General features: G+C 70.9%; 17 protein-coding genes and 2 tRNA genes. 12 read left to right on the top strand and 7 right to left on the bottom strand.

Annotated elements, in window-relative coordinates:
* The first annotated feature begins 1 nt into the window (after position 1).
* Complete coding sequence (locus tag ACSUPV_RS25640; protein WP_031120866.1) at positions 2-1,411, top strand: amidase; 1,410 nt, start codon at positions 2-4, stop codon at positions 1,409-1,411.
* Here the strand turns inward: ACSUPV_RS25640 and ACSUPV_RS25635 are convergent.
* Positions 1,392-1,886: a DUF3830 family protein gene (locus tag ACSUPV_RS25635; RefSeq protein WP_031120867.1), complete on the bottom strand. Its 495-nt coding sequence runs from the start codon at positions 1,884-1,886 to the stop codon at positions 1,392-1,394. The genes ACSUPV_RS25640 and ACSUPV_RS25635 overlap by 20 nt on opposite strands.
* Before the next feature lie 107 nt (positions 1,887-1,993).
* On the opposite strand from ACSUPV_RS25635, the gene ehuB reads away from it, so the two are divergent.
* The 6 genes from ehuB (at position 1,994) to ACSUPV_RS25605 (ending at position 6,183) form a co-directional block, all read left to right on the top strand.
* Complete coding sequence (gene ehuB / locus ACSUPV_RS25630; protein ID WP_436948632.1) at positions 1,994-2,923, top strand: ectoine/hydroxyectoine ABC transporter substrate-binding protein EhuB; 930 nt, start codon at positions 1,994-1,996, stop codon at positions 2,921-2,923.
* Positions 2,920-3,633 carry an ectoine/hydroxyectoine ABC transporter permease subunit EhuC gene (ehuC, locus tag ACSUPV_RS25625; protein WP_436948631.1) on the top strand — a complete coding sequence of 238 codons (714 nt, stop codon included), beginning with the start codon at positions 2,920-2,922 and terminating at the stop codon, positions 3,631-3,633. The genes ehuB and ehuC overlap by 4 nt, the downstream gene beginning before the upstream one ends.
* Entirely contained in the window at positions 3,633-4,283 is a 651-nt protein-coding gene (gene ehuD / locus ACSUPV_RS25620) for an ectoine/hydroxyectoine ABC transporter permease subunit EhuD (protein ID WP_436948630.1), read from the top strand. Before ehuC ends, ehuD begins: the two co-directional genes overlap by 1 nt.
* Complete coding sequence (gene ehuA / locus ACSUPV_RS25615) at positions 4,273-5,058, top strand: ectoine/hydroxyectoine ABC transporter ATP-binding protein EhuA (RefSeq protein ID WP_031120872.1); 786 nt, start codon at positions 4,273-4,275, stop codon at positions 5,056-5,058. The genes ehuD and ehuA overlap by 11 nt, the downstream gene beginning before the upstream one ends.
* Before the next feature lie 197 nt (positions 5,059-5,255).
* Positions 5,256-6,014, top strand: a complete 759-nt coding sequence (locus tag ACSUPV_RS25610) for an IclR family transcriptional regulator (protein WP_037769850.1) — start codon at positions 5,256-5,258, stop codon at positions 6,012-6,014.
* A 95-nt stretch (positions 6,015-6,109) separates the two neighbouring features.
* Positions 6,110-6,183, top strand: a tRNA-Lys gene (locus tag ACSUPV_RS25605).
* A gap of 55 nt (positions 6,184-6,238) precedes the next feature.
* Here the strand turns inward: ACSUPV_RS25605 and ACSUPV_RS25600 are convergent.
* From ACSUPV_RS25600 to ACSUPV_RS25580, 5 genes are all read right to left on the bottom strand, one after another.
* The gene (locus ACSUPV_RS25600) at positions 6,239-7,909 is read right to left on the bottom strand and encodes an AMP-binding protein (RefSeq protein WP_436948629.1); all 1,671 of its coding nucleotides are present in this window, start codon (positions 7,907-7,909) and stop codon (positions 6,239-6,241) included.
* 40 nt (positions 7,910-7,949) lie between these two features.
* Complete coding sequence (locus ACSUPV_RS25595; RefSeq protein WP_037769848.1) at positions 7,950-8,444, bottom strand: hypothetical protein; 495 nt, start codon at positions 8,442-8,444, stop codon at positions 7,950-7,952.
* A 99-nt stretch (positions 8,445-8,543) separates the two neighbouring features.
* Positions 8,544-9,149: a lytic polysaccharide monooxygenase auxiliary activity family 9 protein gene (locus ACSUPV_RS25590; RefSeq protein ID WP_436948628.1), complete on the bottom strand. Its 606-nt coding sequence runs from the start codon at positions 9,147-9,149 to the stop codon at positions 8,544-8,546.
* 101 nt (positions 9,150-9,250) lie between these two features.
* Positions 9,251-10,372, bottom strand: a complete 1,122-nt coding sequence (locus ACSUPV_RS25585; protein ID WP_436948627.1) for an SPFH domain-containing protein — start codon at positions 10,370-10,372, stop codon at positions 9,251-9,253.
* A gap of 105 nt (positions 10,373-10,477) precedes the next feature.
* The gene (locus tag ACSUPV_RS25580) at positions 10,478-11,797 is read right to left on the bottom strand and encodes a peptidoglycan-binding protein (RefSeq protein ID WP_436948626.1); all 1,320 of its coding nucleotides are present in this window, start codon (positions 11,795-11,797) and stop codon (positions 10,478-10,480) included.
* Positions 11,798-11,996: 199 nt separating this feature from the next.
* On the opposite strand from ACSUPV_RS25580, the gene ACSUPV_RS25575 reads away from it, so the two are divergent.
* The 5 genes from ACSUPV_RS25575 to ACSUPV_RS25555 all read left to right on the top strand — a co-directional run bounded on the left by ACSUPV_RS25575 (position 11,997) and on the right by ACSUPV_RS25555 (position 21,692).
* Positions 11,997-12,070 (top strand) — tRNA-Lys (locus ACSUPV_RS25575).
* 279 nt (positions 12,071-12,349) lie between these two features.
* Positions 12,350-13,063, top strand: a complete 714-nt coding sequence (locus tag ACSUPV_RS25570) for a FadR/GntR family transcriptional regulator (RefSeq protein ID WP_037769838.1) — start codon at positions 12,350-12,352, stop codon at positions 13,061-13,063.
* Positions 13,064-13,389: 326 nt separating this feature from the next.
* A complete protein-coding gene (locus ACSUPV_RS25565) occupies positions 13,390-15,390 on the top strand; it encodes a glycosyltransferase family 2 protein (RefSeq protein WP_436948625.1) in 2,001 nt (666 codons plus the stop codon).
* The gene (locus tag ACSUPV_RS25560) at positions 15,387-17,327 is read left to right on the top strand and encodes a galactose oxidase-like domain-containing protein (protein WP_436948624.1); all 1,941 of its coding nucleotides are present in this window, start codon (positions 15,387-15,389) and stop codon (positions 17,325-17,327) included. The genes ACSUPV_RS25565 and ACSUPV_RS25560 overlap by 4 nt, the downstream gene beginning before the upstream one ends.
* Positions 17,328-17,489: 162 nt before the next feature.
* Positions 17,490-21,692 (top strand): nSTAND1 domain-containing NTPase, encoded by a 4,203-nt coding sequence (locus ACSUPV_RS25555; RefSeq protein WP_436948623.1) that lies wholly within the window; start codon positions 17,490-17,492, stop codon positions 21,690-21,692.
* Here ACSUPV_RS25555 and ACSUPV_RS25550 read toward each other — a convergent pair.
* Positions 21,689-22,726 (bottom strand): glycoside hydrolase family 6 protein, encoded by a 1,038-nt coding sequence (locus tag ACSUPV_RS25550; RefSeq protein ID WP_037769832.1) that lies wholly within the window; start codon positions 22,724-22,726, stop codon positions 21,689-21,691. The two genes, ACSUPV_RS25555 and ACSUPV_RS25550, sit on opposite strands and share 4 nt — an antisense overlap.
* Positions 22,727-22,829 lie beyond the last annotated feature (103 nt).

Raw genomic sequence — 22,829 nt, 5'->3', positions numbered from 1 at the left:
GATGACCGAGCTCACCGAGCTGACCGCCGTACGGCTCCTCGACGGTTACCGCAAGGGCGAGTGGAGTCCCGTGGAGGCCACGCGGGCGGCGCTGGAGCGGGCCGAGGCGATCCAGCCGGAGGTGAACGCCTTCGTCCGGCTGACCGCCGAGGATGCGCTGGAGCGGGCCCGGGAGTCGGAGGAGCGCTGGCGGCGCGGTGAGCCACGCGGGCTGCTGGACGGGGTGCCGGTCACCGTCAAGGACATCCTGCTGCTGCGCGGGACGCCCACCCTGCGCGGGTCGAGGGCCGTGGATCCGGCGGGGCGCTGGGACGAGGACGCGCCGTCCGTGGCGCGGCTGCGGGAGCACGGGGCGGTGTTCCTCGGCAAGACGACGACGCCCGAGTACGGCTGGAAGGGCGTGACGGACTCGCCGCTCAGCGGTGTGACCCGCAACCCCTGGGACCCGGCGCGCACCGCGGGCGGGTCGAGCGGGGGCAGTGCGGCGGCCGTGGCGCTCGGCGCGGGACCGCTGTCGCTGGGCACGGACGGCGGCGGCAGTGTGCGGATCCCGGCGTCGTTCTGCGGGATCTTCGCGCTGAAGCCGACGTACGGGCGCGTGCCGCTCTATCCGGCGAGCGCCTTCGGCACGCTGGCGCACGTCGGGCCGATGACGCGGGACGCGGCGGACGCGGCGCTGCTGATGGACGTCATCGGCCACCCGGACTCGCGTGACTGGTCGGCGCTCGCCCCGCCGCCCGGCGCGTACGCGGAGGGCCTGGCGGGCGGGGTGCGCGGGCTGCGGGTGGCGTACTCGCCGTCGCTGGGCGGCCAGGTGGCGGTGCGGCCGGCGGTCGCGACGGCGGTGCGGCGGGCGGTGGAGCGGTTGGCGGAGCTCGGCGCGTACGTCACGGAGACCGATCCGGACCTCACCGACCCGGTGGAGGCCTTCCACACCCTGTGGTTCAGCGGGGCGGCCCGGGTGACGCAGCATCTGGGCCCGCGGCAGCGCGAGGCGCTGGACCCGGGGCTGCGGGAGATCTGCGCGCGGGGCGCCCGCTACTCGGCGCTGGAGTATCTGGCCGCGGTGGACGTCCGGATGGACCTGGGCCGCCGGATGGGCCGCTTCCACGACACCTACGACCTGCTCGTCACCCCGACCCTGCCGATCACGGCGTTCGAGGCGGGCACCGAGGTGCCGAAAGGATCCGGCCACCGGCGCTGGACGGGCTGGACCCCGTTCACGTACCCGTTCAACATGACGCAGCAGCCCGCGGCGAGCGTGCCGGTCGGCGCCGACGGGGACGGGCTGCCGATCGGACTGCAGCTCGTGGCCGCCCGGCACCGGGACGATCTGGTGCTGCGGGCGGCGCACGCGCTGTACGAGGCCGGGGTGGCGACGGCCGGCCGGCCTACGCCCTCCGGAAGCTGAGCGTCTCCCCCGCCGCTCCCGACCGCCACAGGTCGTTGCACGCCTCGGCCATGGCGTCCAGGCCGTCGACGACCTGGCCCCAGACGATGCCCGGCACCCAGCCGACATCGCCGTTCAGCAGCAGGTTGTTGCGCTCGTAGAACAGGGCCAGGTCCACGAGCGTGGTGCCGGCGCGGACCTCGCGGTCGTAGCCGTAGGACGTGGTCCCCAACTCCGCACCGGCGAAGGTGAAATAACACAGATCGCCCGGAATGGGGGTGACGGTCGGGTTTTCCAGGGGTGGCTCGGTTGCGGCGAAAGGCGGGAAAAGGGCGTAGATCTCGTTGCGCGCGTACTTCGCGTGGTAGACGTCGCCGGCCAGCGGAAGGGAATCCCAGACGGCCGCGCAGGTGATCGGCGCGCGGTCGTCCAGCAGCCTGGCCGTGCAGGTCACGTCGCGCTTGACCAGCGAGACTTCGATGTAGCGATCAGCCATGCCCTCCATGGGAGTGCCCCCCGCCCCCGCGGTCAAGGGCGCGCGGGGAGAGTGCGGGGCTTGAAAAGATCGGCATAACTCGCATGCGGTCGGGTAGCCGCGCGCCCATGGCTCCACCACGCAGAAGCCCATCGAGAAAACCCGAACCCCTACCCCAGGCCATATCCGGGCCCACACGCCGGTCGCTGCTCGCGGGGGTCGCGGCGCTCGGCGCAGTGGGCGCCGCCGGATGCAGCCGGGTCGCCACCGCCTCGGACGTCGAGGGCGGCGACCTCCTCGACCGGCTCCGGGCAGCGGGCGTCGTCCGGCTCGGCATCGCCGGCGAGATCCCGTTCGGCTTCATCGACAAGAACGGCGAACTGACCGGCGAGGCACCGGAACTCGCCAAGGTGATCTTCAAGCGTCTCGGCGTCGACCGGGTGCAGCCCGTGCCGACCGAGTTCGGCTCGCTCATCCCGGGCCTGAACTCCCAGCAGTTCGACGTCGTCGCCGCCGGGATGTACGTCAACCCCGAGCGCTGCGAGCAGGTCATCTTCTCCGACCCGGACTACCAGATGCTCGACGCGTTCATCGTCCGCAAGGGCAACCCGAAGGGGCTGCGCAGTTACAAGGACGTCGTCGAGAAGAAGGCGAAGTTCGCCACCGGGACCGGCTACGCCGAGATCCAGTACGCCGTCGAGGCGGGGTACAAGGAGAGCGACATCCTCATCGTCCCGGACCAGGTCGCGGGCCTGAACGCGGTCGAGGCGGGGCGCGTGGACGTCTTCGCCGGTACGGCGCTCACCGTGCGCGAGGTGGTGAAGAAGTCCGCCAAGGCGGAGGCCACCGAGCCCTTCAAGCCGCTCGTGGGCGGCAAGCCGCACGTCGACGGAGGCGCCTTCGCGTTCCGGCCGACCGAGACGAACCTGCGGGACGCCTTCAACGTGGAGCTGCGCAAGCTCAAGAAGAGCGGCGAACTCTTCCGCATCCTCAAGCCGTTCGGTTTCACCGAGGCCGAGATGACGGATCTGACCGCGAAGGAGCTGTGCGGCGGATGACCTCGGGACTCTGGGAACTGGTACTCAAGGGCGTCTGGGTGACGATCCAGCTGCTCGTCTGCAGCGCGCTGCTGGCGGCCGCCGTCTCCTTCGTGGTCGGCGTCGCGCGCACCCACCGGCTGTGGATCGTCCGCTTCCTCGCGGGCTTCTACACCGAGGTGTTCCGCGGGACCTCGGCGCTGGTGATGATCTTCTGGGTGTTCTTCGTGCTGCCCCCGGCCTTCGGCTGGCAGCTGGTGCCGCTGTGGGCGGGCACGCTGGCGCTCGGCCTGACCTACGGGGCGTACGGCTCGGAGATCGTGCGCGGCGCGCTGAACGCGGTCGACCCGGCGCAGAAGGAGGGCGGGATCGCGCTCAGCTTCACGCCGTGGCAGCGGATGAAGCTGATCCTGCTGCCGCAGGCGGTGCCGGAGATGATCCCGCCGTTCTCCAACCTGCTGATCGAACTGCTCAAGGGCACCGCCCTGGTGTCGATCATGGGCATGGGCGACCTGGCGTTCAGCGGCAACCTGGTGCGTCTGGCGCTCCAGGAGAGCGCGGAGATCTACACGTACATCCTGCTCATCTACTTCGTGATCGCCTTCCTGCTCACGCGGGTCATGCGCGGTCTGGAGAAGAAGCTCAAGGCGGGTGTCGGAAAGACACCGGAGCGCAGCCCCGACCTTGAGCTGAAGCGCCCCGAGACGACCAACGTGGGGGGTGCCGTCTGATGAAGTGGGACTGGAGCGCGGTCTCCGACTTCATGCCGGACTTCTGGGAAGGCCTGCTGGTCACCCTGCAGATCCTGGTGATCGGCTCGCTGATCTCCTTCGTGCTGGGCCTGGTGTGGGCGCTGCTGATGCGGGTGCCGTCGCGCTGGGTGACCTGGCCGGTCGGGGCGGTCACGGAGTTCGTCCGCAACACCCCGCTGCTGGTGCAGCTGTTCTTCCTCTTCTACGTGCTGCCCGAGTGGGGCCTGACGTTCTCGGCGCTGACCACCGGTGTCTTCGCGATCGGGCTGCACTACTCGACGTACACCATGCAGGTCTACCGGGCCGGTATCGAGGCCGTGCCGGCCGGCCAGTGGGAGGCGGCGACGGCGCTGAACCTGCCGCTGCGGCGGACGTGGACGGCGGTGATCCTGCCGCAGGCGGTGCGCCGGGTCGTGCCCGCGCTCGGCAACTACGTCATCGCGATGCTCAAGGACACGCCGATGCTGATGGCGATCACCGTCCTGGAGATGCTCGGCCACGCGCGCCTGTTCTCGCAGGAGCACTTCCAGTTCACCGAGCCGCTGACGGTGATCGGAGTGGCCTTCATCGTCATTTCCTACCTGGCCTCCCTTGCCCTGCGAGTTCTGGAGCGACGCCTTGTCCACTGACACTCTCCCCAACCCCGAGAAGAACCCGACCAGGAGCGGCGGCGAGCTGATCCGGCTGGAGCAGGTCACCAAGCGGTTCGGCGACCACACGGTCCTGGACCATCTGGACTTCTCCGTGGACGCCGGCAAGCACGTCACACTGATCGGCCCGTCCGGATCCGGCAAGACCACGATCCTGCGGCTGCTGATGACGCTGACCAAGCCCGACGAGGGCACGATCACCGTGGACGGGGAGCGGCTGTTCCCGGCGCCCGAGAAGCAGGTCCGCGAGGTCCGCAAGAAGATCGGGATGGTGTTCCAGCAGTTCAACCTGTTCCCGAACATGACGGTCCTGCGCAACATCACCGAGGCGCCGGTCACGGTCCTCGGCATGTCCAAGGACGCCGCCGAGGAGCGGGCGCGCGAGCTGCTGGAGCTGGTCGGGCTGACCGACCACCTCGACAAGCACCCGGCGCAGCTGTCCGGCGGCCAGCAGCAGCGGGTGGCGATCGCCCGGGCGCTGGCGATGCGCCCGCAGGTGCTGCTGCTCGACGAGGTGACGTCCGCGCTCGACCCGGAGCTGGTCGCGGGCGTGCTCGACGTGCTCAGGGACATCGCCCGCTCCACCGACATCACGATGCTCTGCGTGACCCACGAGATGAACTTCGCCCGGGACATCTCCGACCAGGTACTGATGTTCGACTCGGGTCGGATCATCGAGGCGGGCCCGCCGGAGAAGATCTTCAGCGAGCCGGAGAAGGACCGGACGCGGGAGTTTCTCAGCGCAGTGCTGTGACTACGGGCGGTGACCAGGCGGAATGCCGGATCGCCGGGCCGGGGCATGCTCATGGCATATGCCAGCGGGTCGATGCCCCGGTCCGGACGCCCGGGAATCTTGTCAACCCCCGCTCCGCACAGGCTCTTTGCCGGTTAACCTGAGAAAGGTTCACTGACCGGATTACGGCCCTCAGAGCAAGCGCAGGGGAGACCACCGTGGCGCTGACGCACGAGCCGACCACCCCCTACCACTCGGCCCAGGAAGCCCTGCGCGTCCTGGAGACGGTGGCGCGGGACAGTTCCGGCGTCACCGACGCCGAGCTCGCCCGGCGCACCGGCATCGGACCGGAGCGGCTGACCGCGCTGCTGCGCATGCTGCGCCGCGAGGGCTACGTCGAGCAGATCGCCGACGGCGCCTACGTCGCGGGCGAGACCCTGGCCCGCCTCGGCTCCGCCCACCACCGCGAGCAGGCCCTGCGCGACAAGCTCCAGCACACCCTCGACCGGCTGCGCGACTCGGTCGGCGCCGCCGTCTACATGAGCCGCTACGTCGACGGCGAGATCAGCGTCACCCAGTACGCCGACAGCCCGGCCACCCCCAAGGTCAACGAGTGGGTCGACTTCCGCTCCTCGGCCCACGCCACCGCCATCGGCAAGAGCCTGCTCACCCAGCTCGACCACGCCGGCCGCCGCGACCACCTCGCCCGGCACAAGATGGCCCGCCTCACCTCGCGCACGATCACCAGCGACCGGCTGCTGCTCTCCCGGCTGGAGGCCCAGCCGCCCACCGTGCCCGTCCTGGACCTCCAGGAGTACGCGGTCGGCACGGTCTGCGCGGCCGTCCCCATCACAGCCGGCTCCACGGTGGGCTGCCTGGCCCTGTCCCTCCCGGTCGAGCACGCCCACCGCCTGCGCCAGGCCGCGGACACCCTCAACCGCAACGCCGCGCCGGTCCTGCTGTCCATGGCGATCTAGCGCCGCGCCGGGTGGTTCGGAGCACCCCTCGGGAGCAGGTACTATTTTCTGCGTCGCCCACCGCGGAACACGTTCCGGCGGTCGGCGGGAGTCATGCGCCGCTAGCTCAGTTGGTTAGAGCAGCTGACTCTTAATCAGCGGGTCCGGGGTTCGAGTCCCTGGCGGCGCACGATGACGATGGCGAGGCGTGTTCGCAGAAAGCGCGAACCACCTCGCCATCTCTGTTATTGCGCGGCTTCGCCGCGCGTCGTGGGGGCTCCGCCACCCACACCCCCTGCCGAAGGGCCTCTTGTGGGAGCAAGGGGCCCTTCGACGTCTTCCCTGGTCAGCGGGCGATACGTCGGTGCTCCGGGCGGCCGCCACCACACGGGATCCGCGCACCGGACACCCTCCCTGCGCAGAGCCGCCCGGTGGATCTTGTTCGTCGCCGTCACCGGCATCCGCTCCACCACCCGCACGAACCGGGGCGCCATCTTCGTCCCGAGGTCGGGCTGCGCGCGCAGGAACGCCGTGAACCCCTCCGGGTCGAAGCTGCCGGCGATCGTGGCCATGACCTGGTCCCCGGTCACCGGGTCCGGCACCGCGTACACGGCGACCGCGGCGGCACCCTCGTAGCGGGCGAGGATGTTCTCGATCATCGCGGCGGCCAGGTTCTCGCCGTCGACGCGGAGGCGGTCGTCGGTGCGGCCGGCGAAGTAGAGGTAGCCCTCGCCGTCCCGGTAGAAGAGGTCGCCCGTCCAGTACCAGCCTCCCCGGCGCCGCTCCGCCTCCGCCGCCGGGTTGCGCCAGTACCCCTCGAAGGGGCTCGGGCCCCGGTTGACGAGCTCGCCGATCGCCTCGTCCCCGTTGAGCAGCCGTCCCGCCGCGTCGAAGCGGGCCGGCGGGCACTCCTCGCGGGTCTCCGGGTGGAGGACGACCAGCCCGGGCGCCGCCCGGCCGACCGCCCCCGGCGGTGTCCCCGGCGACCACTGCACAGCCGCCCCGCCCTCCGACGAGCCGTACCCCTCCACCAGCCGCACCCCGAACCGCCGCGCGAACGCCGCCGCGTCCACCGCGCCCGCCTCGGTGCCGAACCCCAGCCGGAGCGGGTTGTCCCGGTCGTCCGGTCCCGGCTCGGTTGCCAGCACGTACTGGATCGCCCGGCCGACGTACGTGAAGTACGTCGCCCCGTACCGGCGCACGTCCGGCAGGAAGCGGGACGCCGAGAAGCGGCGGCGCAGCGCCACTCCCGCCCCCGTCACCAGCGCGGGCGCCCAGCCGGCGATCACCGCGTTGCCGTGGAACATCGGCATGCAGAGGTAGTGGACGTCGTCCGGGCCCAGGGAGAACTGCCCGGCCAGCGCGTGTCCGGCGGCGGCCAGTCGCCCCTGGGAGCAGAGCGCGGCCTTGGGCGCGCCGGTCGAGCCGGACGTGAAGTAGAGCAGGAGGCGGTCGCGGGGCGTGGCGCGGGAGGCGTCCGGCCGGGCGTCCGCGTAGGGCGCGAGGAGTTCGGCGCAGTCCGCCTCGTCCGTCACCAGCAGGCGGACGCCGGGCAGGTCCAGGTCCTGGAGGAGCCGCAGGTGGGCCCGCTCGGTGATCAGGATCCGGCACTCGGTATGCAGGATGTCGCGGGCGAGTTCGGCGCCCCGGCGGGTGGGGTTGACGCCGGCGACCGCCGCCCCGGCCAGGGCCGCCGCGCCCAGCCACAGGGGGAACTCGGGCGTGTTGTCGAGCAGTACGCCGATGTGGGGTGCGGCGCCCGGCGGCAGCCACTCGGCCAGCAGGGCCGCCCGGGCCGCGGCCCCGGCCGCCACCTCGTGGTGGGTCAGCACCAGTTCTCCGCACCACAGCCCCGGCCGGTGGTCGCCCCACCGGGCGGCCACGAGTTCCGCGACCGTGCTCGCCCTGGAGTCCATGGGCGCGCACGTTAGTTGACGGCGCGTCAGATGTGGAGGGTCAGGGCGCCACGGACGTCCCGCTGTCGACGCTGAAGACGGAGTCGCCGTACGGGCCGAAGGTCTGGCCGTACGCGGTGACGAAGCCGGCGCAGAAGACGACGACCACGCCGAGGAACGCCAGGATGCCGACGGTGGTCATGGCCTGCCTCACCCGGCTCGGCGGCTGGGCCGTGGCCACGACCTGGCGGCCGTCGGTGTAGTGGACCGTGACGTAGTCGCCCTCGACGGTCGTCGCGGGGCCGCCCTCCTCCTCGAAGCGGATGACCCGGCCGTCGTGGGCGATGAACTCGTAGACGTGGTGGAACGTGGTGCGGACCGAGGTGTCGCCGTGGCCGCCGCTCACCGCCGTGAACGCCCGCAGGCACCGGGCCTCGGCCGTCAGGCCGCTGTTCCACGCGCCCCGGATCTGCAGCCAGCGCCGGACCACGCGGTAGGCCATGAAGACCGCCAGGGCCGTGATCAGGCCGGGCACGACGTAGAAGATCAGGTGCATCGCGCATCCCCCGCAGTCGATGCGCCGGCCCCGATCGGCCGGCGTGGCAGGAACGTACCCACGCCGGCCGCACCGGTGACTCAAGAGAACCTCAGAGGTTCAGAAGGTGACGTCCGAGCAGGCGTAGAACGCGTTGGCCGTGTCGGCGATCGTCCACACCGCGACGATGACGTGCCGTCCGCTGAGCCCGGACGGCAGCCTGCCCGTGTGGGAGAGGGTCGACGGCGGGCGCTGCCCGTTGTACGGCACCGTGAAGAACGGCGTGAGGTTGAGGTCGGACCGGGACAGGTTGTGGTTCTGGTTCCAGCCCGGCTTGGTGATGTAGTACTTGAAGTCGGTCGTGGCGTGCATGGCCGTGAACTGCCAGCGGAACGTGTAGTTCTGGCCGCCCGTCACCTTCGTGGCGGGCCAGGCGCCGCCGGACGGCGTCCGCGGTGCGCTGAGCTGGCTGAAGTGGCCGAGGCCGGCGTTGCATATCTGTCCGTCGGCGGGACCGGAGGCCGGGAAGCCCTTCGGGCCCTCGACACTCTGCGGTTCCCACTGGATGGCGCCGCAGTTGGTCACGGTGCCGTTCTGGCAGAGCTTCTGCCTGCTGATGGGGAGGTCGGTGTAGCCGTGGCCGCTGGCGCCGCCGGAGGAGAGTACGAGGGCTCCGGTCGTGGCCAGTCCCACCGCGATCGCGGACAACTTGGTCCTTGTACGCATGCTGCCGCTCCTGGAGACGTGGGGGTTTCAGTGAGCTGACGTGCAGGTAGGTCTAGACCAAGTTTGAATGTAGGGACGTGAGATGAACATGTCCATACCAATCACGGGGTTGTTTCTCCGCGGCCCGCGCAGAACGCCACCGTCAGGTCCTTCACCAGCACCTTCCGCTCGTAGTCGTCGAGTTCGACCAGACCCCGCATGGTCAGCCGGGTCACCGTGTCCTCCACCGAGTCGACGACCGAGGTGAGCACGCTCGCCCGGTGCTGGGCGTCCAGCGCGGCGATCCGGCGGCGGTGCATCGCGGCGGCCACCTCCGGGGCGTACTCCACCCGGACCGGCTGCACCGAGAACACCTCCAGCCCGACGGGTGCCGCGTCGGCCGCCACCAGCCGGGTCAGTGCCTCGGCCGCCGCGTCCCCGGCCCCCTTCGCCGCGCCCGGCAGCTCCACCGGCACCCGGGCCAGCGCCGCCTCCACGCACTCGCGCAGGTACCTCTCGTGGTCCTCGACCCCCAGCGTGGCCCGCGCGGTGTCCCGCACCCGCCACACCACCAGGACCACCACCCGCAGCGCGACACCGCCTCCGTCGGCCGCGGGCACCGGCTCGCTGCGCCAGTGCCGCAGCCGCACGTCCACCCGGCGCCGCAGCAGCAGCGGGTTGACCCACAGCAGGCCGGAGCGCCGGACGGTCCCCCGGTAGCGGCCGAACAGGTCCAGCACCCAGGCCCGCCCGGTGCGGCCCCGGGCCAGCCCGCCGAACCCGAACAGCACGAGCGCCACGGCTCCCGCGTACGCCGCCCACTGCGCGGGGCCGAGCCCGGCCCCGGCGTGCGCGGGCAGCCGCAGCGCCTCCAGGGCGAGCGGTGGCAGCACCCCGGCCCACCAGGAGGTGGCCACGCAGCCGGCCGCCCCGCACGCCCCGGCCAGCACGCCCGCCGCACCGGGCAGCACCCGGGCCGGCCGCTCCACCAGGTCGGGGTCGACCTGCGGCACGGGCCGCGGTGCCGCGGCGACCGCGCGCCGCAGGCGCGGCTGCTCCCCCGTGCCCTGCCTGCGGCTCACCACCGCGGGCTTGAGCGCCACCGTGGCCGGGTCGGGGTCGTCACGGAACAGCAGGTGGACGGGGATCTCGGTGGTGGCCTCGTTCTGGATGAGCCGGGTGGGCCGGGCCGGCCCCTCGGCCGGTCCGTCGGGCTCGGACGTGTGGGAAGTGGTCGTACTCATGCGTGCCTCCAGCCTCCGCGCCAGATGCGTCACTGATGGTTCCCGGTGCCGGGTGCGGGACCCGCCGGAAGGGCCCGACCGGGGTTCGGGACCCGTCGGCCGGGCCTACGAGAAGAGCCGGCGCCAGGTCTCCGGCCCCGGGTAGCCGTCCGCCGCGCCACCCCGCCAGCCCTGGGTGCGCTGGAAGGCCTCGACGGCACGCCGGTCCGCCTCGCCCCAGCGCGGCCCCGGCCCGACGGTGTAGAACCTGCCGAATCCCTTGCGCACCAGCTGCCTCCCGAGCCGGGTGACGTACGTGTTGCTGGCGCCGGGCCGGAACATCGCCCGGCCGGGATAGCCGGGGACACCGTGCGAGGAGGGCGGGGGTCCGACCGCCCCGTCCTTCACGTCCTTGCCCCGGCCCGTGACCAGCAGCTCCCAGGTGCGCGGCCCGGGCAGGCCGTCCGCGTCCGCGCCGGTCCAGCCCTGGGCCAGCTGGAAGGCCCGGGTCGCCCGCCGGTCCGCGTCCGTCCAGCGCGGTCCCGGACCCGAGGCGTAGGCGGCCCCGGCCCCGCGCGCGACGAGCATGCGGCCGAGCAGCGTGACGTACTTGTTGTGCGCGCCGGGGCCGAAATACGCCGCTCCCGGGTAGGGCGTGGCCGCCGGGGCGCCGGGCTTCCCGCTGTCCGGCTCGGGCTCGGGCTCCGGCTCCTGAAGGGCGACGTTCTTGTAGCGGTAGGGGACGTACTGGTCGGAATCGCTCCAGTACGCGTACGGGGTGGACTGCCGGCGGGTGTGCGGGCGGGTCTGCTCGTAGGCGATGTAGTAGCTGTGCGTGTAGTCCGTCCAGCCGCCGAAAATGGTGACGTGCGAGCCTTTGTCGGGGTCGGACGCATTGTGGAACAGCAGAATGTCGCCCGGCTGGAGTTCCTCCTTGGAAATCCGCTCCCCGTACTGGGCGAGATTGCCCGTCCATTCGTTCCGGGGCAGCTGCCAGGCCATCGAGACATAGCCCGAACAGTCCTGCCGGTAACCGTCGGACCAGTAGGCGGTCATGCTGTACGGCACTTTCGCGGCGACCCAGGTCTTGGCCCGCTTGATGATCTCCGCGCGGGTGATGGCGGAGCGCTTGGGGCCGGCCGCGGGCTTGGCGGGCCGACCTCCGGGGCCGTGCAGCGGGGCCTTCTCGCCCTGTGGGGTCTCAGGCTCCTCACCTGCGGAAACGCCCTGGCGGTGAGGGGCGTGCGGGGCGGCGGCGGCCGGTGCGGCATGCCCGGCGCCGAGTGCGGCGGACGCCGCGGCGGCCAGGGCGAGGGCGCGGTGCGCGGCCGGGTGGGCGGTGGTGCGGCCGGCCGGGGAATGCGGCAGGACGCGGCGCCAGTGGACGCAGCCGGGGCAGTCGCAGTCGCTCGCGGGGTCGATTTCCTCGAATACCGGAGACTCCATGCGATTCCCCTCACACTTCCGGCGGAAAATGCGGCACCCGTGCACGTCCGGGCGCGCGTCGTCAGTTTCGCAACTGTCTTCCGCACGCGCATGCTGACGGTCCGAATGATGTACGCGGGGGCCTTCCGGGAGCCGCCCCGGCCCCAGGGCGGTGGTCGGGAGCACCCTCGGACGTCCTGTAGAGTTACGACGTCAGCAGGCGCCGCTAGCTCAGTTGGTTAGAGCAGCTGACTCTTAATCAGCGGGTCCGGGGTTCGAGTCCCTGGCGGCGCACGATGCCGGTGGCGGCTTGTGTTCGCAGACAACGCGAACGCAAGCCGCCATCGTCGTTTCTGCGCGGCTCCGCAGCGCGCCGTGGGGGCTCCGCCACCCACACCCCCTCCCCTCGGCGTCACGGCGCCCCGGGACCGAAGCGCGGCGTGGCTCGATCGCACCGACCGGAAGGCCCCTCGTGGAAGCGAGGGGCCTTCTTGTATGCCCGCTGCCCCCGCGTGCCTCCCCTGTATGGCCGGAACCCGGCCCACCGTGCGATTGGCCGGATACCCTCTCGCCATGGCAGCGCGTGACCTCCAGGAGCGGATCAAGAAGCTCATCATCGACCGCCGGCTGGCCTCCGGGGCCCCGCTGCCGACCGAGCCCGAGCTGATGGAGTACCTCGGCGCGAGCCGGAACTCGGTGCGGGAGGCGCTGAAGGCGCTCCAGGCCATGGGCATCGTGGAGATCCGGCACGGGTTCGGGACGTATGTCGGCCCGATGTCACTCGCACCGATGATCGAGGGCCTCGCCTTCCGCACGGTCGCCGGGCACTACCGGGGCGAGGACTCCCTGCTCCAGCTGCTCGAACTCCGCGAGGCCGTGGAGACCGGGCTCGTCTCCCGGCTCGCGGGGCGGATACCGCGCGCGGACCTCGTTGAACTGGACGCGCTCGTCGACCGTATGGAAGAGCAGGCCGCGCGCGGAGCCGGCCTCGCCGAGACCGACCGGGCCTTCCACGCCACCCTCTACCGGGGGCTGGACAACGTGCTGCTGAGCGAGGTCCTGGAAGCCTTCTGGGACGCCTTCCACCGGGTCCGCACGGACCTCGGGGGCGAGCCGCAGGACCCGAAGGTGACCTGCCGGCAGCACCGGGAGATCCTCGACGCGGTCCGGTCCGGCGACTCGATGCGGGCGGAGGAGGCCATAAGGGAGCACTTCGGCAACATCCGCGCCCGCCTGTCCACACCGGCTCCACAGAGTCCCCACACCCGCCACAATGAACGCGTATGACCGGTAAACACCGCGTTTCGCATCTTGCGATCATGATGAACGCCGTAGAACCCTGGTTATCTGGTTTTTCAAGATGCTGCGGTTTCGCGGCAGTTGGGGGGATTCGGAGCCGGTTGCGGATCGAGCGGGGGTAGGGGCCCCGTTCATGAAGCGATGCCGAGGGGGGCATCATGCAACCGGAAGGTCGCGTTGCCGTGTCTATAGGGTGTGGATGACGTGGTGACAGCGACCCACCACTGATACGTCTGTGAAGGTCGAGGGGGACCTGTCGCAGACGGTAGGAAGCGACGAAACACGCGGCTGTTCCGCGTGTGGGGGGATGACTCATGACGTCGAGGCCGACGGGCGCCCGGCAGGACCACGACCCGTCCCAGACCACCCAGCTCAGGGTGCCGACGCATCGGATGAGCACCACGGGGACATTCCGGCGGATCAAGAAGACGCTGCCGAGATACGACTACGAGCATTACAGCCGGCTCGCGGGTCCCCTCACCCAGCCCGATCCGGGCAAGCCGTACAAGGTGCAGTACCGCTCGCTGATCTCGCAGGAGCCGCACCGCATCCGGGTCGCCCTGATGCTGGCCGCGGCCCCGGTACTGTCCCTGGTGCTGCTGTTCTGGCTGCTGCAGCCCGAGCACTGGACCGAGCGCGACTACCCGGCCTTCGACTGGCTGCCGGCGCTCGACGTCGTCATGCTCGTCTCGATCGGCCTGATCGAGTTCTTCCGCTGCATGAACGTGCTGTCCAACGCGCACGCCACGCTGGTCGCCCGCGACCCGATCCCGGTGGTGCCCGAGGTCGGCACCAGAGTGGCCTTCCTCACCTCCTTCGTGCCCGGCAAGGAGCCGCTGGAGATGGTGACGAAGACGCTCGAGGCCGCGGTGAAGATCCGCCACCGGGGCCTCATGCACGTGTGGCTGCTCGACGAGGGCGACGACCCCGAGGTGAAGGCGGTCTGCGAGCGCCTCGGCGTGCACCACTTCTCCCGCAAGGGCGTCGCGAAGTGGAACCAGGCCAAGGGCCCGCACCGCGCCAAGACAAAGCACGGCAACTACAACGCCTGGCTGGAAGCCCACGGCGACGACTACGACTTCTTCGCCTCGGTCGACACCGACCACGTGCCGCTGCCCAACTACCTGGAGCGGATGCTCGGCTTCTTCCGCGACCCGGACGTCGGCTTCGTCATCGGCCCGCAGGTCTACGGCAACTACGACAACCCCATCACCAAGGCCGCCGAGTCGCAGCAGTTCCTCTTCCACGCGCTGATCCAGCGCGCCGGCAACCGCTACGGCTCCCCGATGTTCGTCGGCACCTCCAACGCCGTGCGCATCAAGGCGCTGAAGCAGATCGGCGGCCTGTACGACTCGATCACCGAGGACATGGCGACCGGCTTCGAGATGCACCGCCACAAGAACCCGGCGACGGGGAAGAAGTGGCGCTCGGTGTACACGCCGGACGTGCTCGCGGTCGGTGAGGGCCCGAGCGCCTGGACGGACTTCTTCACCCAGCAGATGCGCTGGTCGCGAGGGACGTACGAGACGATCATCGGGCAGTACTGGAAGGGCTGGTACTCGCTGCCGCCGAGCAAGCTCTTCAACTACACCATGATGATCATCTTCTACCCGATGTCGGCCCTGAACTGGATCCTGGCGGCGCTCAGCTGTGCGCTGTTCCTGGGCCTGGGCGCCTCGGGTGTGAACATCGACCCGGCGGTCTGGCTGATGCTCTACGGCAACGCCTCCGCCCTGCAGATCGGCCTCTACGTCTGGAACCGCCGGCACAACGTCTCGCCGCACGAGCCGGAGGGCTCCGGCGGTGTGGCCGGCATGGTGATGTCCGCGCTGTCGGCGCCGCTGTACGCGAAGGCGCTGATCGACTCGGTGCTGCGGCGCAAGAGCAAGTTCGTGGTCACCCCCAAGGGCGATTCGGCGAGCCCGGACCGCTGGTTCGCCACGTTCCGCTACCACTGGTACTTCATCCTGATCTTCGCCGCCTCGATCGCGGCGGGCTTCGTCTTCGGGAACTCCCACCCCGCGATGATCATCTGGGCGACGTTCGCGCTGCTCATCACCGCCTCGCCGATCTTCGCCTGGCGCTGGCAGCTGCGGCAGGACGCGAAGAAGCCCGGCCGCCACGCCGCGGAGCAGCCGCAGGACCCTACCGGGCCGCACCGGACGCAGCCGCTGCCCATCCCGCAGCAGCAGGCGCCGCACGCCCCGCAGAACAAGCCCAGTTGGGCCGCCACCCCTGGCGGCAACGGGGAGGTCGGGGGAACCGACCAGACCATGCAGATCGCCCTTGGTGGACTTGGGGGACGTAAGGAATGAACGACCGTGCAGGCCGCCGCCGGGCCCGTCGACTCGCGATCGGCACGGCGGTGGTACTCGCGCTGGCCGGGATGAACGGGCCGTGGCTCTACCGCTTCAGCACCGAGAAATACCACCAGTACAAGATCAACCAGCCGGAGTACAAGGCCGCGAACGGCAAGTGGGAGATCATCGAGTTTCCCGAGGAGTACCGGCAGAACACGATCCACGCGGCGCTGCTGCGCACCGGCAAGGTGCTGCTCGTCGCGGGGTCGGGCAACAACCAGGACAACTTCGACGCGAAGAAGTTCGACACCCGCATCTGGGACCCGGTCAAGGGCACGATCAAGAAGGTCCCCACGCCCAGCGACCTGTTCTGCACCGGCCACACCCAGCTCGCCAACGGCAACCTGCTGATCGCGGGCGGCACCAAGCGGTACGAGAAGCTCAAGGGTGACGTCACCAAGGCCGGCGGCCTGATGATCGTCCACAACGAGAACCCGGACAAGCCGATCACGCTGCCCGCCGGCACGAAGTTCACGGGCAAGGAGAACGGCAAGACCTTCGTCTCGAAGGACCCGGTGCTCGTGCCGCGCGCCAAGAAGGTCTTCGACAAGGCGACCGGCAAGTTCCTGCGCAACGACCCCGGCCTCGGCCGGATCTACGTCGAGGCGCAGAAGCGGGGCAAGAAGTTCGAGACGGGCACGCAGGACAACTACCGCGTGCACGGCCTGAAGGGCGCCGACGCGCGCAACACCTACGGCATCGCGCAGAAGCTCGCCCTCGACAAGAAGGACTTCCAGGGGATCCGGGACGCCTTCGAGTTCGACCCCGTGGCCGAGAAGTACATCAAGGTCGACCCGATGAAGGAGGCCCGCTGGTACCCCACGCTCACCACCCTGAGCGACGGGAGGATCCTCAGCGTCTCCGGCCTCGACGACATCGGCCAGCTGGTCCCGGGCAAGAACGAGATCTTCGACCCGAAGACCAAGAAGTGGACCTACACCGACAAGGTCCGGCAGTTCCCGACCTACCCGGCGCTGTTCCTCATGCAGAACGGCAAGGTCTTCTACTCGGGCTCCAACGCGGGCTACGGGCCGGACAACGTGGGCCGCGACCCCGGCATCTGGGACGTGGACAGCAACAAGTTCACCAAGGTGCCCGGGCTGAGCGACCCCAAGCTGATGGAGACGTCCGGCACGGTGCTGCTGCCGCCGGCGCAGGACGAGAAGTACATGGTGATCGGCGGCGGTGGCGTCGGCGAGTCCCAGGAGTCCAGCGAGAAGACCCGGATCGTCGACCTGAAGGACGACGCCCCGCGCTTCGTGGACGGCCCCTCGCTCGACAAGGGCACGCGCTACCCGAACGCCTCGATCCTGCCCGACGACAGCGTGCTGATCTCCGGCGGCTCGGAGGACTACCGGGGCCGCAGCGACTCCAACATCTTCGAGGCGCGGCTGTACGACACGGAGAAGAACGAACTCAAGCGGGTCGCCGACCCGCTGGTCGGCCGCAACTACCACTCCGGATCGATCCTGCTGCCCGACGGGCGCGTGATGTTCTTCGGCTCCGACTCGCTGTACGCCGACAAGGCCAACACCAAGCCGGGCAAGTTCGAGCAGCGCATCGAGATCTACACCCCGCCGTACCTCTACGGCGACGGCGACCGGCCCTCGCTGTCGGGCGGGCCGCAGACCATCGAGCGCGGCGGGACGGGGACGTTCACCTCGTCGGACGCGGCGAAGGTCAAGAAGGTCCGGCTGATCCGGCCGAGCGCCGCCACGCACGTCACGGACGTCGACCAGCGGTCCATCGCGCTGGACTTCGAGGCGTCCGGCGACAAGCTGACGGTGACCATGCCGGAGAACCGGAACCTGGTCCAGGCGGGCTGGTACATGCTGTTCGTGACGGACGACCGGGGGACGCCGAGCAAGGCGCAGTGGGTCAAGGTGCCCTAGACGTCGATCGGTTGGGGCGCTCTCCGGTGTGGAGGGCGCCCCTTTCGCATGTCCTCCCGCGAGGGCCGTTGACGGGAAACGGGCTTGACCTGCACAGGGCACGTGGTGTGCTCTCGGTACGAGATCGGCACGTGTGGTCAACGGTGGCGGGGGAAACGGGAGATGACCGAGTCGACCACGTCGGGTCCGGTGGCCGAGGAGGTCCTGGCCGCCGCGACCGTCCAGGTCATGGGCGCGGACGGGCACATCGGCGGCCTGGGGGCGGTCATCGCGCCCACCCTGGTGCTGACCTGCGCCCATGTCGTGCTGGACGCGCTGGGCCTGCCGGAGCGGCGGCAGGAGCGGCCCGACGGGCTCGTGCGCGTCACCCTCGTCCTCCGGGAGGGCGAGTCGGTGGAGGCCGTCGTCCGCGACTGGGCGCCGGTGCGCGCGAACGGCACCGGGGACGTGGCCGTCCTGTCGCTGGCCCGCCCGCTGCCCGAGGCCCGGCCCGTCGTCATGGTGGCGCCCCGGGACGTCTGGGACCATCCGGCCATCGTTTTCGGACTGCCCAGGGACGACACGGGCGGAGGCTGGCACACCGCCCGCCTCCGCGCCCGCACCAGCACGGGCCGCCTGCAGATGTCCCCGCTCGACGGCCAGAGCGACCCGATCCAGCCCGGCTTCAGCGGCGCCGCCGTGTGGGACGCCGACCTCGGTGCCGTCGTCGGCATCGTCGCCTCGATCTCGCCGGCGCACCGGGGGCAGAGCTTCTGCATCCCGACCCGCACGATCCTCGACGAACTGCCCACCCTGGCCGAACTCCTCGCGCCCTCCTCCCCCTTCCCCGGACTGCGCCCGTACACCGAGGAGCACAGCGCGCACTTCTTCGGCCGGGACGAGGACGTCGACGCCGTCACCGGCCTGCTGTGCCCGCACGGGACGCCCGAGGGCTGCGTGACCCTGACCGGCCCGTCCGGCTCCGGCAAGTCCTCCCTGCTCATGGCGGGCGTACTGCCCCGTCTGAAGGAACGGGACGTGGAGGTCGTCACCCTGCGCGCGGAGGGCCGTCTGCCGGACGCCACCTCGGTCCGGGAGGCCCTGCGCGAGCACCGGTCCGCTCGCGGGCTCGTGCTGGCCGTCGACCAGGCGGAGGCGCTGCTGCTGCGCCCCGAGGAGGAGCTGCGCGCCCTGGTGGACGCGCTCCTCGACGCCGCCCGCCACCCCGGCGTGGCGGTGCTGGTGGCGCTGCGGACCGACTTCCAGGACGCGGCCCTGCGCCACCCGGAGCTGAGCCGCCTGGTCGGCGGGGCGCCCGCGCACCAGCTGGGCCTGATGACCCGCGAGCAGCTCACCGAGGTGGTCAGGCTGCCGCTGCGGGCCTTCCCGGGTGTGGAGTACGACAGCGGACTGGCCGACCGGCTCATCGAGGACGCGGCGGGCCGCCCCGGCGCCCTGCCGCTGCTCGGCTTCGTCCTGACCACCCTGTGGGACCGGCAGGTCGGCGGTCGGCTCCGCCTCGACACCTACCGCGAACTGGGCGGCCTGGGCGGCGTGCTGAGCAGCCGGGCCGACTCGGCGTGGCAGCGGGCGCTGCACGGGGCGACGCCGGAGGCCGCGACCGGGCTGCTGCGCGCGCTGGTCCAGGTCCCGCCCGGCAGCGGCACGGCCCTGCGCGCCCGGCTCGCCCGCCGTGACGCGGGCGAGGAGCGGTGGGCCATCGCCCGCGAGCTGGCCGAGGCCCGGGTCCTCGTCCTCGGCGCGGACCCCGAGCGCGGCGAGACGGTCGAGCTGGCCCACGAGGCCCTCATCGAGCACTGGCAGCCCCTGGCCGAGCAGGTGGAGAACGACCGTACGTTCCTCACCTGGCGCGGCGAACTCCGCTACGACCGGAGCCGCTGGTGGCGGGCCGGGCGGCCGGACGGGCTGCTGCTGGAGGATCCGGCGCTTCCGGTGGCGGAGCGGTGGCTGGCCGACCGTCCGGGCGAACTGACCGATGAGGACCGGGAGTTCATCGAGGCGAGTGTCCGGCTGCGGGAGCGCAAGACGGCCGAGGCCGCGAGATCCGAGCGCCGGAAGCGGTATCTGCGGATGCTGTGGGCCGTCGTCACCGTCCTGTCCGTGGTGGCGGCGGCCGTGGTGTCCGTGCTGTATCTGAACCTGCTGACGGAGCAGCGGCGCCTCGCCTCGGACCGGCTGGCGCAGCAGGCCGCGAGTCTGGACGGCGCGTCCCTGACGGTGTCTTCGCTGTACACGGTCGGGGCGTACCGGGCGGAGGCGCGGCCGGACGCCCGTTCCGCGCTGCTGGCGCAGTATCTGCGGTTGCAGGATGTGGAGCGGGTGGTGATGGAGGGGCGTAACGAGGTCGAGGACGTGGCGCTCACGGAGGACGGCACGTTCGCGTACGCCGTGCTGGCCAACGGCGACTTCGTGAAAATGGACCTGCGCGGCACGGCCCGGCCCAAGCCCGTCAAGTTCACGAAGCGAAGCAACAACGAACGTATCGCGGTCTCACCCGACGGCCGGACCGTGGCCCGGGCGACCGACTGGGGCGTGATCTCCCTCGGGGTGCCGTCCTCCTCGGATGTCCCGCGGCTCATCACCCTCCGGGAAGGCAAGGCGGTCGAGGAGAATCCGCGCGGAGTCCACGACCTGCGTTTCGACGGGGACGGGAAGCGGATCCTCGCCGCGATTCCCCGCGAGGGCGTGCTCGTTTGGAACGCGGAGGACGGCCGCCGCACGGGCCGTACGCTCGTCCCGCCGAAGGACTGGGACGCGGCACAGGCCTGGTTCGGCGCGGACGGCACGGTGGTGGCGCGGATCGTGCCCAAGGACGCCGCCGTGGACGACGTGCGGGGCCGGCTGGTCTCCTGGCAGTTCGAGAGCGGCACGCTGAACCGCCCCTGGGGCGAGCAGGTCACGGCCTCCGCGACGGTCAGCGGCAACGGCGCCGTCCTGGTCACCTGCACCACCCAAGGGGTGCTCGAGGCGTGGCGGCTGGGTTCATCGCCCAAGCGGTTCCGGAACTGGAGCAACAGCAGCTTCCAGGGGTTGTGCCCGCTCAACACGCCCCGGCTGGACGCCTCGGGTCGCTACCTCGTCAACCCCACCGGCCGTATCGGCACGGACCTCGGCCGGACGCGGTTCCTCGTCCTCGACCTGGAGAACGGCTGGCCGGCCACGTTCGACGCACCCGCCACCGCTCCGGAGGACCAGAACGTCACCGGAAGGGCGAACTCCCCCGCGGTCGCGCTCGCCGGGCCTCCCAATGACCTGCGCGCGGCCGTCGCGGTCGGCGGCAGCATCGTCACCGTACGGGTCCGGCCGCCCACCTCGTTCGACACCAACGCCCTGCTCAACCGCATCCGCACACCGGACGGGCCGAGCGGCAGGATGGCCGTCGTCGACTCCAAGGGCACCGGACTCCAGCTGTGGAACCTGGCCGACCACCGCCTCCTCGCGACCGCGCGTCCGTCCCGGCCGCTGGCCCGTATGTACGCGGCCTTCAGCCCGGACGGACGGCGGATGCTGACCATCGCCCAGGACGAGCGGACGGTCCTCGTCTGGCGGATCGAGGGCAACTCGCTCAGGGAGGAGCACGTCCTCGAACTGCCCGCCCCCGAGGGCATCACGGCTTCCGGCCCGGACCCCACCACAGGGCTCGTCCCGTCCTGGATCAACCTGAGCTTCTCCGACGACGACCATGCCGTGATCTCGGGACTGTCGTACGTCTCCCGCTGGCGGCTCGACACCGGCAAGCCGGACGGTGAGACCTACCAGCCCAGGGCCCAGGCAGCCGAGCAACTCGCCAACGAAGCCGCGGGCACCTTCGCCACCGCCGTCCCCGGCAAACCGCAGGCACTGGTGCGCACGCTGGAGGAGGTCGGGGTCTGGGACTTCACCACCGGCGAGTTCACGAAGTGGTTCGAGAAGGATCCCGACGGCCGACGCGACCGGCCGATCCGTTCCTTCAGCCTCTCCCCCGACGGAAAGCTGCTCGCCGTGCAGTATGCCGGCGGCTCGGTGCACCTGTGGGACGTGCGGAAGAAGGTCTGGAAACAGACCCTCACCACCAACGGCGTCTACTATCTCGGCCGCTTCCTCGGCAACCGCGGGCTCCACACCACCACCGCCGCCGGCGAACAGGTCGTCTGGGACGTGACCGACCGCCAGGACACCTACCGCTACTACGTCGGCTACGGATCGGTCCTCTCCCCGAGCACCGACGGCAGGAACCTGACCATGATCGACGGGTCACGAACCTCCGTGGTCCCCCTCGACCCCGACCGGTGGGCCGACCGCTTGTGCAGCCTCGCGCAGCGGGAACTGACCGAGAGGGAGAGGGAGGTGGCGGTCGACCCCGACCAGGTCGAGGACGTCTGCTAGGAGCTGGCCTTCGCCAGCTTCAGCGCGTAGTCCTCCCACCACTGGCCCGCCTTCGGGCCGCCCTTGCACTCGCCGTCCGACTCGCCGGGCCGCTTGACCCACAGGTAGGCGTCGACCAGCGGGTCGGCCGTCTTCGTCGTCGGGGTCTCGCCGAGGGCGCGGCCGGGCGGGTTGCACCAGCGCTCGTCCGGGTTGCCCTCGGTGTACGGGCCCTTGCCGTTGCGGCTGGTGTCGATGACGAAGTGCTTGCCGCCGACCTTGGCGGAGAGCTGCTTGCCGTAGGCGATGGAGTCCTCGGTGGAGTAGAAGTTGGAGACGTTGACCGAGAAGCCGTCGGCCTGGGCGATGCCCGCGCGGTTCAGGGGCTCGAAGATCTGGTCGGGGTTCTGCCAGCCGGCGTTGCCCGCGTCGAGGTAGACCTTCGTGTTCTTCAGGGACTTCAGCTTGGCGACGGCGCCCTTGAGGAGGTCGTAGCGCTCCTCGTGGAACTGCTCCGGGGTGCAGCCGTCCACGAGGTGGAGCAGGGCGTCCGGCTCGAGGATGACCGTGGCCGGCCGGTCGCCGATGCCCGCGGCCACGCCGTCGACCCACTCGCGGTAGGCGTTGCCGTCGGCGGCGCCGCCCTGGGAGTACTGGCCGCAGTCGCGGTGCGGGATGTTGTAGAGGACGAGCAGGGCCGTACGGCCCGCCTTGTCGGCGGCCTCGGTGAAGCCCCGGGTCTGCTCCTGGGGGTTGTCCGGGCCGATCCACTCGGCGACCGGCTGCTCGGCGATCTTGCGGATCTCCTCGGCGTCCTGCTTCTTGCCGGACTTCTCCAGGGCGGCGACCTGCCGGGCCGCGGTGCCGTCCGGGTTGACCCAGAACGGGGCGGTCTCCTTGGGCTGTTGCGTGATCCCTGCGCCCGATCCGGCGCTCTTGTCCGGTTCGTCTCCCCCGTCGTCCGAGGAACACCCCGTGATCAGCAGTGCCGCCCCCAGCACCACCGCGGACATCCGCCTCCCCGCGGACGCCCCTTCCCCCCTGCTGCCGTACATCCAACTCCCCCTTGGGTGCACCGTTCCAAGTCTCAATCCTGACATACGTCCCGCGGCACCCACGAGGCCGAACCCGACCTGCGCGGATGACGCAGAGCCACCG

Origin of the sequence: Streptomyces sp. SudanB52_2052 (assembly GCF_964272415.1) — a bacterium.
In the GTDB taxonomy this organism is placed as follows: domain Bacteria; phylum Actinomycetota; class Actinomycetes; order Streptomycetales; family Streptomycetaceae; genus Streptomyces; species Streptomyces olindensis.
This window is presented reverse-complemented; position numbering and strand designations above follow the sequence as displayed.

Bases quoted from the DNA above. Each gene is read 5' to 3' on its own strand.
- ehuD (WP_436948630.1), top strand. From the start codon at position 3,633: ATGAAGTGGGACTGGAGCGCGGTCTCCGACTTCATGCCGGACTTCTGG.
- ACSUPV_RS25600 (WP_436948629.1), bottom strand. From the start codon at position 7,909: ATGGACTCCAGGGCGAGCACGGTCGCGGAACTCGTGGCCGCCCGGTGG.
- ACSUPV_RS25580 (WP_436948626.1), bottom strand. From the start codon at position 11,797: ATGGAGTCTCCGGTATTCGAGGAAATCGACCCCGCGAGCGACTGCGAC.
- ACSUPV_RS25640 (WP_031120866.1), top strand. From the start codon at position 2: ATGACCGAGCTCACCGAGCTGACCGCCGTACGGCTCCTCGACGGTTAC.
- ACSUPV_RS25565 (WP_436948625.1), top strand. From the start codon at position 13,390: ATGACGTCGAGGCCGACGGGCGCCCGGCAGGACCACGACCCGTCCCAG.
- ACSUPV_RS25635 (WP_031120867.1), bottom strand. From the start codon at position 1,886: ATGGCTGATCGCTACATCGAAGTCTCGCTGGTCAAGCGCGACGTGACC.
- ACSUPV_RS25550 (WP_037769832.1), bottom strand. From the start codon at position 22,726: ATGTACGGCAGCAGGGGGGAAGGGGCGTCCGCGGGGAGGCGGATGTCC.
- ehuC (WP_436948631.1), top strand. From the start codon at position 2,920: ATGACCTCGGGACTCTGGGAACTGGTACTCAAGGGCGTCTGGGTGACG.
- ACSUPV_RS25560 (WP_436948624.1), top strand. From the start codon at position 15,387: ATGAACGACCGTGCAGGCCGCCGCCGGGCCCGTCGACTCGCGATCGGC.
- ACSUPV_RS25590 (WP_436948628.1), bottom strand. From the start codon at position 9,149: ATGCGTACAAGGACCAAGTTGTCCGCGATCGCGGTGGGACTGGCCACG.
- ACSUPV_RS25585 (WP_436948627.1), bottom strand. From the start codon at position 10,372: ATGAGTACGACCACTTCCCACACGTCCGAGCCCGACGGACCGGCCGAG.
- ACSUPV_RS25595 (WP_037769848.1), bottom strand. From the start codon at position 8,444: ATGCACCTGATCTTCTACGTCGTGCCCGGCCTGATCACGGCCCTGGCG.
- ACSUPV_RS25555 (WP_436948623.1), top strand. From the start codon at position 17,490: ATGACCGAGTCGACCACGTCGGGTCCGGTGGCCGAGGAGGTCCTGGCC.
- ehuB (WP_436948632.1), top strand. From the start codon at position 1,994: ATGGCTCCACCACGCAGAAGCCCATCGAGAAAACCCGAACCCCTACCC.
- ACSUPV_RS25570 (WP_037769838.1), top strand. From the start codon at position 12,350: ATGGCAGCGCGTGACCTCCAGGAGCGGATCAAGAAGCTCATCATCGAC.